Below are 14,980 nucleotides of genomic sequence, written 5' to 3'. Positions count from 1 at the left end.
GCGGGGCTATTTTTTTGACAGGAGTCCCCACGATGACGCCTTCCGACGCGCCGCCGGCGCCCACCCTCTGGCAAGCCTTCCGCTTCTGGCTCAAGCTGGGCTGCATCAGCTTTGGCGGACCGGCGGGCCAGATCGCCATCATGCACCAGGAGCTGGTCGAGCGCCGCCGCTGGATCTCCGAGCGCCGCTTCCTGCACGCGCTGAACTACTGCATGCTACTGCCCGGTCCCGAGGCGCAACAGCTGGCCACCTACATCGGCTGGCTGCTGCATCGCACGCGTGGCGGCATCATCGCCGGCGCCTTGTTCGTGTTGCCATCGCTGCTGTTGCTGGTGCTGTTGTCGTGGGTGTACATGGCGTTCGGCCAGCAGCCGCTGGTGGCCGGTCTGTTCTACGGCATCAAGCCGGCGGTGACGGCGATTGTGCTGCAGGCCGCGCACCGGATCGGCACGCGCGCCTTGCGCAACGGCTGGCTGTGGGCCATTGCCGGCGCCGCTTTCGTGGCGATCTTCGCCTTGCAGCTGCCGTTCCCGCTGATCGTCGCCGGCGCCGCGCTGGCCGGCTACGCCGGCGGCCGCTTCTTGCCGCAGGCGTTCAAGACCGGCGGCGGGCATGGCGCCGCCAAGGCATCGTATGGGGCCGCCGTGATCGACGATGCAACGCCGCCACCGCCGCACGCCCGTTTCCGCTGGAGCCGCCTGGCGCTGGTCTGCGGCTGCGGCGCGCTGTTGTGGCTGGCGCCGATGGCGCTGCTGGTGGCGACCGCCGGCTGGCAGCACAGCTATACCCAGATGGCCTGGTTCTTCACCAAGGCCGCCTTGCTGACCTTTGGCGGCGCCTACGCGGTGCTGCCGTATGTGTACCAGGGCGCGGTGGTCAACTTCGGCTGGCTGACCCCGCCGCAGATGATGGATGGCCTGGCGCTGGGCGAAACCACACCCGGCCCCTTGATCATGGTGGTGGCGTTTGTCGGCTTTGTCGGCGGTTGGGGGCAGGCGCCGTTCGGCGCGGCGCAACTGCCGCTGGCCGGCGCCGTGGCGGCGGTGCTGGTGACCTGGTTCACCTTCCTGCCGTCGTTCGTGTTCATCCTGGCCGGCGGCCCGCTGGTCGAGGCCACGCGCGACGATATCAGCTACACCGCGCCGCTGACCGGCATCACGGCGGCCGTGGTTGGCGTCATCCTCAACCTGGCGCTGTTCTTTGCGTGGCATGTGATCTGGCCGGCCGGCCTGGCCGGCTCGCCCGACTGGGCGGCGGCGTTGATCGCGGTGGGGGCGGCGGTGGCGCTGCTGCGCTACCAGCAAAAGGTGCCGCGTGTGATCGCGGTCTGCGCCGCGGCAGGGCTGTTGCTCAAGCTGTTCATGCCCTGATACTGATTAACGGGCAGCGCCGCTGGCGCTGGCCCGTCAACCCCGGTGGCGCTTAGCAGGCGTCTTCGCAGGCGGTGAGCTCATCGTTGCACTGGTCGGCGGGCTGGCCGGAGTTTATGCATGCCTTGTATTCAACCACGCAGTAGTGGATGCAGCTGGCCATTGCCGGTGCCGATGCGGCGCCAATGCCGATTGCAAACAAAAACAGTTTCAGTTTCTTATTCATATCGTGCTCCTCCAAAGTGACTGGACGTGGATGACGCCTGCAACCGTGCCGTCCATATACACGGCCCCCAAACCGGGTGGCGCTCAGCGATTCGCTGCTGGCTTCAACTGTTCGAGCGCGGCTTCGATCACCGGCAGCTTGAAGCCGGTGATGCGGCGGTTGCCGATCAGGATCACCGGCACGGCGGTCTCGCCGAAGCTGCGATAGTCCTGCTGGCCTTTGCCGGCGTGGCCGACGTCGATGTCGGCATAGGCGATGTGGTGTTCGTTCAGGTAGGCCCGGGTTTGCTGGCAATACGGACAGGTCTTGGTGCCATACAGCACCACCTTGGTGGAGGCGTCGGGATAGTAGGCCTGGAAGTTGCCTTCGACATAGGCCGGCGTCAGCCATTGCGGCACCTTGGATGCCACCCGGCCCACGCCCAGGCCCAGCGCGAGGATGGCGGCGTAGGCCAGGACGGTTTTGAGTTTCTTGACGTGCATGCTATTCATATGGCCCTTGATAAGAGACGAACGGCGGCGGCGGCACATGCCTGATAGGCACTATTACCTTAACGCATAAGATTATGCATTTTTCAATTTTGGCAATTCTATTGAATTGTCACAGGGGGGGGAGGCGGGAGGCGCCGGTTGTCGGAGTTCTGCAACAGTCGGGCTGAGGTCGGGACGAAAAAAAACCCCGCGTCGCGAGGTTTTTCACATCTACTGCTTAAAAAAATTAAGCCGATTGGATGTTGGAAGCTTGCTTGCCTTTAGGGCCTTGCGTGACTTCGAATTGAACTTTTTGACCTTCTTTGAGGGTCTTGAAACCGTTCATGTTGATTGCGGAGAAGTGAGCGAACAAATCCTCGCCGCCGTCATCTGGAGTGATGAAGCCAAAACCTTTGGAATCATTGAACCACTTAACTGTACCTGTTGCCATAAAAAGAACTTTCAAAATTAAAACGGATCACACGAGCCATAAAAGCAAGAAGCTTCTTGCCCCCTCCTCACGCCTCACTTCTTATCACCTTGTACATTTCTGCACGCAGTCGATAACGCATTGTTAGCGGACCAAATTCTAAAGTCAAGCAGATTTGTATGCATTTTGCTATTTTTAAGCCAATTGGCGAAAAAGCAACTCTTGATTTTGGCGAATGGGGCGCCATCTGCGTCAAGTTCAGAAAACGCGTAAGATGGAAAACAATTGAATGTGTATAGTGAAATGCACATTGCATCAACCCCGAAAGCATTAGAATATAAGCGTATGGCAACCAAGCATGACACCGAAACCCTCTTGGAGCGGCAAACGCTGAAGCCGCCACCTCTGTACCAGGTGGCGCTGCTCAATGATGACTACACACCGATGGAGTTTGTGGTCGCCATCATCCAGGAGTATTTCAACAAAGACCGTGAAACGGCCACGCAGATAATGCTCAGTGTTCATCGCTACGGCAAAGGAGTGTGCGGCGTGTTCTCAAAAGATATAGCCTGTACCAAAGTGGAGTTCGTTTTAACGCATGCACGCAAGGCGGGGCATCCCCTGCAATGCGTGATGGAGGAAGTATGATTGCGCAGGAATTAGAAGTAAGTTTGCACATGGCGTTTGTCGAAGCTCGGCAGGCACGGCACGAATTCATCACGGTGGAGCACTTGCTGCTGGCCTTGCTTGACAATCCTTCGGCAGCCGAAGTGTTGCGTGCTTGCGCCGTCAACATTGAAGACCTGCGTAAAACGCTGACCAACTTCATCGGCGACAACACGCCGACCGTGCCCGGCACGGGCGAAGTCGACACCCAGCCGACGCTCGGTTTCCAGCGCGTGATCCAGCGCGCCATCATGCACGTGCAGTCCGCTTCTAACGGCAAGAAGGAAGTCACCGGCGCCAACGTGCTGGTGGCCATCTTCGGCGAGAAGGATTCGCACGCGGTCTACTACCTGCACCAGCAGGGCGTGACCCGCCTGGACGTGGTCAACTTCATTTCGCACGGCGTGCGCAAGGACCAGCAGACCGATGCCGCCAAGGCCTCGGAAGGCGTGGAAGAGGGCGCACCGGGCGGCGAAGGCCAGACCAAGGAGAGCCCGCTCGACCAGTTCACGCAAAACCTGAACAAGGCCGCCGCCGAAGGCAAGATCGATCCGCTGATCGGCCGCGAGGACGAAGTTGATCGCGTGATCCAGATCCTGTGCCGCCGCCGCAAGAACAATCCGCTGCTGGTGGGCGAGGCCGGCGTCGGCAAGACCGCCATCGCCGAAGGCCTGGCCTACCGCATCACCCAGAACGACGTGCCGGAAATCCTGTCGAGTGCCGTCGTGTATTCGCTGGACATGGGCGCGCTGCTGGCCGGCACCAAGTACCGCGGCGATTTCGAGCAGCGCCTCAAGGCCGTCCTCAAGCAGTTGAAGGACAACCCGAACGGCATCCTGTTCATCGACGAGATCCACACCATCATCGGCGCCGGTTCGGCCTCGGGCGGCACGCTGGACGCGTCCAACCTGTTGAAACCAGCCCTGGCCAACGGCCAGCTGAAGTGCATCGGCGCGACCACCTACACCGAGTTCCGCGGCGTGTTTGAAAAAGACCACGCGCTGAGCCGCCGCTTCCAGAAAGTGGACGTCAACGAGCCTACCGTCGAGCAGACCGTGCAGATCCTGCGCGGCCTGAAGTCGCGCTTCGAAGAGCACCACGGCGTCAAGTATTCGGCGTCGGCGCTGTCGACCGCGGCGGAACTGGCGGCCCGCTTCATCAATGACCGCCACCTGCCGGACAAGGCCATCGACGTCATCGACGAAGCCGGTGCAGCCCAGCGCATCCTGCCGAAATCGAAGCAGAAGAAAACCATCGGCAAGACCGAGATCGAGGACATCATCGCCAAGATCGCGCGCATCCCGCCGCAGACCGTCAACCAGGACGACCGCAGCAAGCTGCAGACCATCGACCGCGACCTGCGCAACGTGGTGTTCGGCCAGGACCCGGCGATCGAAGCGCTGGCCTCGGCGATCAAGATGGCGCGCGCCGGCCTGGGCAAGACCGACAAGCCCATCGGCTCCTTCCTGTTCTCCGGTCCGACCGGCGTCGGCAAGACCGAGGTGGCGAAGCAGCTGGCCTTCATCCTGGGCATCGAGCTGATTCGTTTCGACATGTCCGAGTACATGGAGCGTCACGCCGTGTCGCGCCTGATCGGCGCGCCGCCGGGCTACGTTGGTTTCGACCAGGGCGGCCTGCTGACCGAAGCCATCACCAAGAAGCCGCACGCGGTGCTGCTGCTGGACGAGATTGAAAAAGCCCATCCGGACATTTTCAACATCCTGCTGCAGGTGATGGACCACGGCACGCTGACCGACAACAACGGACGCAAGGCCGACTTCCGCAACGTGATCATCATCATGACCACCAACGCGGGCGCCGAGAGCTTACAGAAGACCTCGATCGGCTTCACGAATTCCAAGCAGGCAGGCGACGAGATGGCCGACATCAAGCGCATGTTCACGCCGGAGTTCCGCAACCGTATCGACGCCACCATCAGCTTCCGCGCGCTGGACGAGGACATCATCCTGCGTGTGGTCGACAAGTTCCTGATGCAGCTGGAAGAGCAGCTGCACGAGAAGAAGGTCGAATCGATCTTCAGCGAGAGACTGCGCAAGTTCCTGGCGAAGAAAGGTTTCGATCCGCTGATGGGCGCACGTCCGATGGCGCGCCTGATCCAGGACATGATCCGCAAGGCGCTGGCCGACGAGCTGCTGTTCGGCCGCCTGGTCACCGGTGGCCGCGTGACGGTCGACTTGGACGAGAAAGACCAGGTCAAGCTGGAGTTCCCGGAACCGCCGGACGCCGCGCCGACCACGCCACCGGAAACCGTCGAAGTCGAATAAGCTGTTTTAGCCTTCAAAGAAGCCCGCCCACGCAAGTGGAGCGGGTTTTTTTTCTTTTAAGCCTAAAGCTGTGCCAGAATTGTCGTTCCATTTGACAAACATTGAAACTGTCCCATGACCCTGCCACGTCCTCTCGTCCTGATGTTCCTGTCCGCCGGCCTGCTGTCCGGCACCGCCTCCGCCGCCGACGCCTACTACCGATATCCCGCCATCCGTGGCGACGCCGTGGTCTTCACCGCCGAGGGCGACCTGTGGAAGACCGGCGTCCACGGCGGCGCAGCGCAGCGCCTGACCACCCACCCTGGCGCCGAAACCAACGCCGCCATTTCGCGCGACGGCAAATGGATCGCCTTCTCGGCCTCCTACGAAGGCGGGCAGGAAGCCTACGTGATGCCGGTGGCCGGCGGCCTGCCCAAGCGCATCACCTTTGAAAACAGCGCGGTCAATGTGCTGGGCTGGACCGCGCAGGGCGAGGTGCTGGTCACCACGCTCGACACCAAAGGCCCGTCGCGCAACAACGTCATCGCGGCGGTCAAGCCGGGCGACCTGCAACGCCGCGTGTTCGCCGTGGCCGATGCCAACGACGCCGTCCTCGACGACGCCGGCAAGACGCTGTACTTCACCCGCAACGGCCTGGCCCTGACCAACGACAACGTCAAGCGCTATCGCGGCGGCGCGCACGCGCAGCTGTGGCGCTATGACCTGAGCGGCGCCTCGGAGGCCGCGCCGTTGCTGGCCTCCGACGCCGGCAACAACAAGCGGCCCATGTGGTGGCAGGGCCGCCTGTTCTTCATCAGCGACCGTGGCGGCTCCGACAACCTGTGGTCGATGGCGGCCGACGGCAGCGATCCGCGCCAGCTGACCAAGCACACCGACTGGGACGTGCGCAACGCCGCGCTGGGCGACGGCCGCATCGTCTACCAGCTGGGCGCCGACCTGCATGTGCTGGACCTGGCCGCGGCCAGGGATGAACAGCTGGCCATCGGCCTGGTCTCCGACTTCGACCAGCAGCGCGCGCGCCAGATCCGTTCGCCGCTGGAGAACCTGACCAATGTGCAAATCTCCGGCAAGGACGAACGCCTGGTGCTGACCGCGCGCGGCCGCGTCAGCGTGGCCGGCACCGGCTCGCAGCGCCGGGTCGAGATCGCCGTGCCGGAAGGCGCCCGCGCCCGCGAGGCGGTGTTCAGCCACGACGACAAATGGGTCTACGCCATCGTCGACAGCACCGGCGAAAACGAAATCTGGAAGTTCGCCGCCGACGGTTCCGGCAAGGGCGAGCAGCTGACCAAGGATGGCAACAACCACCGCTGGCAGCTGTACCCGTCGCCGGACGGCCGCTGGCTGGCCCACACCGACAAGAAGGGCCGCCTGTGGATGCTGGACCTGGCCACCAGGGCCAACACCGTCATCGACGACGGCAGCAAGGTCGGCTCGGACCGGCATGACGAAATCCTGTGGTCCGGCGACAGCAAGAACCTGGTGCTGGTACGCGCCGCCAGCACCGAGCAGCGCAACCAGATCGGCCTGTACAACCTCGATTCGAAGCAGCTGGGTTTCGTCACCGGCGACCGCTACAACTCGCGCTCGCCGGCGTTTTCGCCGGACGGAAAATGGCTGTACTTCCTTTCGGCCCGCAACTTCCAGCTGGCCAATGGCTCGCCTTGGGGCGATCGCAATATGGGGCCGGTGTTCGACAAGCGCACCGGCGTGTATGCGCTGGCGCTCCAGCCGGGCAACCGCTTCCCCTTCAAGCCGGACGATGAGCTGAACAAGCCGGGCGACAAGCCGGCCGAAGGCGCGGCCGAAAAAGCCGTCGAGCAGGCCGCCGAGAGGGCGGTGGAAAAAGCCGTGGCCAAGGCGGTGCCGGAGAAAAAATCCGGCAAGGCGCTGCCGGCCATCGTCTACGCCGGCCTGGCGGAGCGCCTGTTCGAAGTGCCGCTGGCGGCCGGTAACTACCGCAACCTGCAAATCGACGACAAGCGCCTGTACTTCCTCGACGCCGACGGCAGCGACGGCAAGGCCAACCTGAAAACGCTGGCGATCGCCGCCAACGGCCCGCAGCCGGAAGTCTTCGCCAGCGGCGTGCGCGAATACGACCTGGCGTTCGACAAGAAGCACCTGTACTACCGCAGCTTCGCCGCCAGCGGTCCTGGCGACATGCTGGTGGTGGAGGCGGGCGCCAAGGCGCCGACCGACGTCTCCAAGGCCAAGGTCAAGGTGGACGACTGGACCTTCACCTCCAATCCGCGCCTTGAATGGACGCAGATGTTCAACGACGCCTGGCGCATGCACCGCGACTTCCTGTATGACGCCAAGATGCGCGGCGTGAACTGGACCGGCGTGCGCGCCAAGTACGCGCCGCTGGTCGAGCGCGTGACCGACCGCGCGGAGCTGAACGACGTGCTGGGCATGATGATCAGCGAAGTGGGCGCGCTGCACTCGCAGATCGCACCGGGCGAGTTGCGCCGTCCCGCGCCGGAAGGTTCGCCGGCCGGCCTGGGCGCGCTGCTCACGCGCGCCGCCGACGGCTATCGCGTCGACCACATCTACCGCAGCGAACCGGAGCTGCCGTCCGAACGCGGCCCGCTGCTGCAACCGGACGTGGACGTGAAGGAGGGCGATGTCATCACCGCCGTCAACGGCAAGCCGGTGCTGGAGGCGCGCGACATCGCGGACCTGCTGCTGAACCAGGCCGACAAGCAGATGCTGCTGCAGGTGAAGCGCAAAGAGGGGGGCGTGCGCTCGGTGATCGTCACGCCGGTCAACATGGCCAAGCAGGCCGGCCTGCGCTACAGCGACTGGGAACAGAGCCGCGCGCGCCAGGTGGAGGACGCATCCAAGGGCCGCATCGGCTACCTGCACCTGCGCGCCATGGGCCCGCGCGACATCGCCTCGTTCGCGCGCGACTTCTACGCCAACGTCAACCGCGAAGGCCTGATCATCGACGTGCGCCGCAACAACGGCGGCAACATCGACAGCTGGGTGATCGAGAAGCTGCTGCGCAAGGCCTGGGCGTTCTGGTCGTCGCCGGGCGCGCTGCCTGCGCCGAACATGCAGAACACCTTCCGCGGCCATCTGGTGGTGCTGGTGGACGAATACACCTACTCGGACGGCGAGACCTTCGCGGCCGGCGTCAAGGCGCTGGGACTGGCGCCGCTGGTCGGCAAGCGCACGGCGGGCGCCGGCGTCTGGCTCAGCGATAACAACCGCCTGAGCGACAACGGCATGGCGCGCGTGGCGGAGAACGGCCAGTTCAACACGGCCGACGGCCAGTGGCTGATCGAAGGCGTGGGCGTGTCGCCGGATGTGGAAGTGGACAATCCGCCGCATGCCACGTATCAAGTGCAGGACCGTCAGCTGGAAGTGGCGCTGGACCTGCTGGACAAAAAGCTGAAGGCGCAGCCGATCAAGGCCTATCAGCCGCAAGCCATCCCCTCGCTCAAATAAGGATAGACGATGAAACAGATGTTTTCCGCGGCCGTTGCTGCCGCCTTGCTGACGATGAGCCACGGCGCGCTGGCGCTGCCGAGCACCAGCGACACGCGCATGCTGACCGAGCCGGCATTGTCGGCGCAGCACCTGGCCTTTATCTACGCCGGCGACGTCTGGCTGGCGAACCGCGACGGCTCGTCGCCGCGCCGCCTCACTTCCGATCCGGGCGAGAAATCGAACCCGGTGTTTTCGCCGGACGGCAAATCGATCGCCTACAGCGCCCAGGTCGACGGCAATACCGATGTCTACCTGCTGCCGGTTGAAGGCGGCGTGCCGAAGCGGCTGACCTACCATCCCGGCGCGGACGTGGCGCAAGGCTTCACGCCCGACGGCAAGGCGGTGATGTTCACGTCGCCGCGCGCGGCGTTCAACAACCGTTATCGCAAGTTGTTCACGGTGCCGGTGACCGGCGGCGTGGAGACCGAGCTGGAAGTGCCCAACGCCGCGCGCGCGAGCTGGTCGCCGGACGGCAAGCAGATCGCCTACAACCCGTTCTCGCCGGCCTTCATGCAGTGGAAGCACTATCGTGGCGGCACCCACTCCATCCTGTGGCTGTTCAACCGCGCGGACAAATCCGTGCAGCAGATCCCGCAGCCGGCCACGCACTCGAACGACGTCGATCCAGTGTGGATAGGCGACACCGTCTACTTCCGCTCCGACCGCGACGGCGAATTCAATCTGTACGCCTACGACGTCAAGACCAGGGCGGTGCGCGCATTGACCCGGCATGCCGACTTCCCGGTGCTGAACATCGCGGCCAATGGCGGCGGCATCGTCTACGAGCAGGCCGGCTACCTGCATGCGCTGGACCTGGCCAGTGGACAGTCGCGCAAGCTGACCATTGGCGTCAACAGCGACCTGGGTGCGTCGCGCCCGCGCTGGGTCAGCGGCGCCAAGTACATCCGCAATGCGTCGATCTCGCCGTCCGGCGCGCGCGTGGCGTATGAGTTCCGCGGCGAGATCGTCACCATCCCGGCCGACAAGGGCGACGTGCGCAACCTGACGCAAACGCCTGCCGCGCATGAACGCTCGCCGGCGTGGTCGCCGGACGGCCGCTCCGTCGCCTACTTCTCGGACGAATCGGGCGAGTACGCGCTGCACATCCGCGCGCAGGACGGCAAGGGCGAGCCGCGTAAATTCAAACTCACCGGTGCCGGCTTCTACGACAACCCGGTCTGGTCGCCCGACAGCAAAAAGATCGCCTACACCGACAACGCGTGGACGCTGTATGTGCTGGATATTGCCTCGGGCACGACCAGGAAAATCGCCAGCGAACCTCTGTACGGCGTGAACAAGACGTTGCGCGCCGCGTGGGCGCCCGATTCGCGCTGGATCGCCTACGCGCTCAATTCGATGACCTACACCCGCAGCGCCTACATCTATTCGCTGGAGCAGAACAAATCGTGGCCGGTGACGGATGGCTTGTCCGACGTCGTCGATCCGGTGTTCGACAAGAGCGGCAAGTATCTGTACTTCTTCGCCTCGACCAACGCCGGGCCTAGCAACAACTGGTTCTCGCAGCAGAACGAAGACAACCGCGTGACCCGCACGGTCTGGATGGCCGTGCTGCGGCGCGACCTGCCGTCGCCGTTGATCAAGGAGAGCGACGAGGAAAAGAGCGCGGCGGCCTCCGCGCCGGCCACCGCCAAGGAAGCGGCCAAGCCGGAACCGGCCAAGGTCGATCCGAAGACGGGCCGCGACGATCCGAAAGTGACGGTCGCGCCGGTGACGCCGATCTCGATCGACTTCGACGGCATCGAAACCCGCATCGTCGACCTGCCCATTCCTGCTGCCGCCTTGTCCGATCTGGGAACCGGCGAAGCAGGGCAGATCTTCTTCCTGCGCGAGAACGACGGCAAGAAAGCCATCCAGCGCTTCGACCTGAAGGACCGCAAGGCCGAAACCCTGCTGGCCGAAGCCGACGATTTCGAAGTCTCCGCCGACGGCAAGAAGATCTTGTACCGCGCCAAGGAAGCCTGGGCCATGGGCAGCGCCACCGCCAAGACGCTGACGCCGGGCGAGGGCAAGGTCAAGGTCGAAGCGATCGAGGTGCACGCCGAACCGCGTGCCGAGTGGACGCAGATCTTCAACGAAGCCTGGCGCATCAACCGCGACTTCTTCTACGACCCCGGCATGCACGGCGCCGACTGGAACAAGATGCGCGCCAAGTACGCGCAGTTCCTGCCCGAGCTGTCGAGCCGCGGCGACCTGAATCGCCTGATCCAGTGGTTGTGCAGCGAGATAGGCGTGGGCCACCATCGCGGTGGAGGAGGCGACTTCTTCACCGACGCCAAGGCGGTGCCGGGCGGCCTGCTGGGCGCGGACTACGAGGTCAGCGACGGCCACTATCGCTTCAAGAAAGTGTACGGCGGCTTGAACTGGAACCCGGCGCTGCGCGCGCCGTTGACCGAGCCTGGCCTGAACGTCAAGGCCGGCGAGTACCTGCTGGCGGTGGAAGGCCGTCCGCTGCTGGCGCCGACGAACCTGTACAGCGCCTTCGAGAATACCGCCAACAAGGCCATCGACATCACCGTCGGCCCGAACGCGGACGGCAGCAAATCGCGCACCATCACCGTGGTGCCGGTAGCGACCGAGGACGCACTGCGCAACCGCGACTGGATCGAAGGGAACATCCGCAAGGTGAACGCGGCCACCGGCGGCAAGGTCGCCTATGTGTACGTGCCGAACACCGCGACCCTGGGCCACACCTACTTCAAGCGCTACTTCTTCCCGCAGGCCGACAAGGACGCCGTCATCATCGACGAACGCTTCAACGGCGGCGGCAGCGTGGCCGACTACTACCTGGAGATTTTGCAGAAGAAGGAAATCGCCTGGTGGACCATGCGCTACGGCGCCGACATGAAAACCCCGTCGGCCTCGATCCAGGGGCCGCGCGCGATGCTGATCGACGAAACCGCCGGTTCGGGCGGCGACCTGCTGCCGTGGATGTTCCGCAAAAACCAAATGGGACCGTTGATCGGCAAGCGCACCTGGGGCGGCCTGGTGGGCATCCTCGGCTTCCCGGTGCTGATGGACGGCGGCGGCATCACCGCGCCCAACCTGGCCTTCTGGACCCGCGACGGCGGCTGGGGCGTGGAGAACGAAGGCGTCGCGCCGGATATCGAGATCGACCAGAATCCGGCCGACGTCATCGCCGGCCGCGATCCCCAGCTGGAAAAGGCGATTGAGGTCATCAAGGCCGAACTGGCGAAGAACCCGCCGGTGCGGCCGGTGCACCCGGCCTTCCCGATCAAGGCCAAGTAAGGCAAAGTGTTCGGAAGTGAACAGCCATAACGTTCACTTCCGAACATCGGCCGCTGGAATGCGGCCGCGGAAGCGCCTGAACTACCGTGGCATGGATGTTGCAAACGTTATGGGCTTTCCCACCACGGATTTTCAATCACATGAAGCTAAGAGACTTTCGCATCGGCTGGCGCGCGCTGGTTCAGGAGCCGGCCTACACGCTGGCGGTGGTGCTGGGCCTGGGCGTTGGCCTGGCCGCGTGCCTGCTGCTGCTTGGCTTTGTGCGCTACTCGATGGAGTACGACGCCCATTTCCCCGATGTGGACAGGGTCTACGTCGTCAAGCAGCACTTCAACGTCGATCCGGCGTCGCCCCTGCAAGAGGTGGTGCCGATGTTCCTGCGCGAGCCTGCGCTGAAGACGCCGGGCGTGGCAGGCGCCGTGGTCTACATCCCAGCGCGGCCGGAGATCACGCCGCTGACGGTACGGATCAATCGCAATATCTTCGCGGTGCGCGGCCTGACCGTCATGCCAGGTTTTGCCGAGATGCTGGGGCTGCGCGCGCTGCGGGGCAACCTGGCCGATGCGCTGGATAAACCTGACCGCTTTGTCGTCACCGAGGCCGGCGCGTTGCGTTTGTTCGGCACGATCAACGCGGTGGGCCGCACCATGCTGGCGGAAGGGAACACCGTGCAGGTGGGCGCCGTGGTGCCGACGCCGCCGGCCAATACGACGATCCCGTTCGAGCTGCTTTTCGGCGTCAACTCGTTGGTGGCCGGGCCGGATATCCGGCATGAGATGCTGACCGGCGAGCATGGCTGGATGGGCAAGATGCTGCTGCGCCTGCGGCCCGGCGCCTCGCTGCCGGCGATCATCGACCGTTTGCAGCAAGTGGTCGACAGCGCGCCGAGCATGCAGAATTTTTCGCCGGAGACGCGCGCACGCCTCGGCAAGCGCAAGGCGATTGAGCTCACCATGTCGCCGCTGCGCGATGCCTATTTTGACTACAAGATGGAGAACAGCTTTGTATCGGCGCCCGGCGACAGGGCCAACCCTGTGCTGGTCGTCGGCCTGGCTGCGCTGGCGGTGGTGATCCTGACCATGGCGGCGATCAATTACGTCAACCTGAGCATGGTCCGCGTGCTGCGGCGCCAGCGCGAAGTGGCGATGCGCAAGGTGCTCGGCGCCGGCGTGGCTCAGCTGATGATGCTGTTCCTGCTCGAATCATTGGTGGTGGCGCTGACGGCCACCGCGCTCGGATTGATGCTGGCCTGGCTGGCGTTGCCAGTCTTTTCGCAATTGGTCAACCGCCAGCTCGATGGCCTGCTGTCGTTGCAGAACGTGGTCGCCGCGTTCGGCCTTGGCAGTTTGCTGGGCGTGCTGACGGCGATCTATCCGGCCTGGGTGGCGCTGCGGGTGCATCCGACCCAGGTGCTGGCCGGCCGTCCCGACACGGAATCGCGCGCGAGCATGCAATGCCGGCGCGCCTTGACGGTGCTGCAGGTGTCGGTCGCGATGGGTCTTGCCAGCGTAACGATCGCCGTCGCGTGGCAAACCCATTATGCGATGCACGCCTCGCCCGGTTTTGATCCGACGCCGTTCGTGATTGTCGATATGCCGGAACGGGTCAAGGACAGCGAGAAGGCGCGGCGCTTTTACTCGGCACTGGCGGCGCAGCCTGGCGTTGCCGGCGTGGCGATATCGGAAGATCCGGTGGGCCGGCTCGATTGGGCCTGGACCCATGACATGACGCGTCCCGGCGGGCAGAGTGCTGGCATGGAAATGAAATCGGTCAGCGCGAACTTCTTCGAGCTTTACGGCGTCGCGCCGCTGGCCGGACGCTTGTTCCAGGCGTCTATGGACCAGGAGGATGACCGGGTGCCGGTGGTGCTGAACGCGGTCGCTGCGCGCGAGCTGGGTTTCGCCAGCGCCGAGGAGGCAATTGGCCAGACCTTGCTGTTCAAGGGTTTCGAAAACAGGGTGATCTCCAAGCGCATCGTCGGCATCGCTCCGGAGTTGAGATTCCATTCGCTGCGCGACAAGCCGACCGCGACCGCCTATGAACTGTGGACGGCGGGGACGGTGTTGAGCGTGCGTGCAGCGGCTGATCCGGCGGCCGTCGAGCGCAGCGCGCGGGCGTTGTGGCCCAGCTTTTTCCCGGATGCGATCCCCAAGATCATCCGCGCCGGCGATGTACTGGCCGCCAATTATGCGGATGACGCGCGCCTGGCCAAGTTGATGTCGGTCGCCACCGGCATCGCGCTGGCGATCGCCGCTTTTGGCACGTATGTGCTGTCGGCGAACACGGTGCAGCGGCGCGCCAGGGAGATCGTCATGCGCAAGCTGCACGGCGCGCGCGGTGCCGACATCGGCCTGCTGGTGGTACGGGAAATTGGCATGCTGGTGCTGGCGGCGGCGGTGATCGCGTTGCCGATCGCGGTGACTGCGATTCGCCGCTACCTGTCGCGCTATGTCGAACACGCGCCGATCGGTTATTGGACCTTGCTGTTCGCGCTGTCGCTGACGCTGGTCATCGCCCTGATCGCCATCGCCCGCCACACCTGGATCGCCATGCGCATGGTACCGGCCGAGGCGTTGCGAACGTAGTCACAACGGGGTCAAGTCTGACATTCGGACACGAACTCAACTCACAACAGTCACAACGGGGTCAAGTCTGACATTCGGACACGAACTCAACTCACAACGGGAAATAATAAATAATTACGTGGTCATATTTTTTTACAGTACTCTTCAATAATATTTATTATTTTTCGTAAGTGATTGATTTATATGGAATAA

At 63.8% G+C, this 14,980-nt stretch carries 9 protein-coding genes; 6 read left to right on the top strand and 3 right to left on the bottom strand.

Going from position 1 to position 14,980, the window contains the following annotated elements; genetic code table 11:
* Positions 1-32: 32 nt before the first annotated feature.
* Positions 33-1,370, top strand: coding sequence for a chromate efflux transporter (chrA, locus tag KVP70_RS03125; RefSeq protein ID WP_217940586.1), 1,338 nt, complete (start codon positions 33-35; stop codon positions 1,368-1,370).
* A 52-nt stretch (positions 1,371-1,422) separates the two neighbouring features.
* Here chrA and KVP70_RS03120 read toward each other — a convergent pair whose 3' ends face one another.
* The 3 genes from KVP70_RS03120 to cspE form a co-directional block, all read right to left on the bottom strand.
* Complete coding sequence (locus KVP70_RS03120) at positions 1,423-1,596, bottom strand: hypothetical protein (RefSeq protein WP_217940585.1); 174 nt, start codon at positions 1,594-1,596, stop codon at positions 1,423-1,425.
* An 83-nt stretch (positions 1,597-1,679) separates the two neighbouring features.
* Positions 1,680-2,078, bottom strand: a complete 399-nt coding sequence (locus KVP70_RS03115; RefSeq protein WP_229224572.1) for a glutaredoxin family protein — start codon at positions 2,076-2,078, stop codon at positions 1,680-1,682.
* Positions 2,079-2,313: 235 nt separating this feature from the next.
* The gene (gene cspE / locus KVP70_RS03110; protein ID WP_008446468.1) at positions 2,314-2,517 is read right to left on the bottom strand and encodes a transcription antiterminator/RNA stability regulator CspE; all 204 of its coding nucleotides are present in this window, start codon (positions 2,515-2,517) and stop codon (positions 2,314-2,316) included.
* A 324-nt stretch (positions 2,518-2,841) separates the two neighbouring features.
* On the opposite strand from cspE, the gene clpS reads away from it, so the two are divergent.
* The 5 genes from clpS to KVP70_RS03085 all read left to right on the top strand — a co-directional run bounded on the left by clpS (position 2,842) and on the right by KVP70_RS03085 (position 14,788).
* Positions 2,842-3,144 (top strand): ATP-dependent Clp protease adapter ClpS, encoded by a 303-nt coding sequence (gene clpS / locus KVP70_RS03105; protein ID WP_008446470.1) that lies wholly within the window; start codon positions 2,842-2,844, stop codon positions 3,142-3,144.
* Complete coding sequence (gene clpA, locus KVP70_RS03100; RefSeq protein ID WP_217940582.1) at positions 3,141-5,447, top strand: ATP-dependent Clp protease ATP-binding subunit ClpA; 2,307 nt, start codon at positions 3,141-3,143, stop codon at positions 5,445-5,447. The genes clpS and clpA overlap by 4 nt, the downstream gene beginning before the upstream one ends.
* Positions 5,448-5,561: 114 nt before the next feature.
* Entirely contained in the window at positions 5,562-8,894 is a 3,333-nt protein-coding gene (locus KVP70_RS03095; protein WP_229224571.1) for a S41 family peptidase, read from the top strand.
* Positions 8,895-8,903: 9 nt separating this feature from the next.
* On the top strand, positions 8,904-12,203 hold the full coding sequence (locus tag KVP70_RS03090; RefSeq protein WP_217940581.1) for a S41 family peptidase: 3,300 nt from the start codon (positions 8,904-8,906) through the stop codon (positions 12,201-12,203).
* 140 nt (positions 12,204-12,343) lie between these two features.
* Positions 12,344-14,788: an FtsX-like permease family protein gene (locus KVP70_RS03085; RefSeq protein WP_217940579.1), complete on the top strand. Its 2,445-nt coding sequence runs from the start codon at positions 12,344-12,346 to the stop codon at positions 14,786-14,788.
* Positions 14,789-14,980: the final 192 nt, after the last annotated feature.

The organism is Duganella violaceipulchra (assembly GCF_019166075.1).
GTDB lineage: Bacteria > Pseudomonadota > Gammaproteobacteria > Burkholderiales > Burkholderiaceae_D > Rugamonas > Rugamonas violaceipulchra.
Note: the sequence above shows the minus strand (reverse complement) of the source record. Positions and strands in the feature narration are given on the sequence as shown.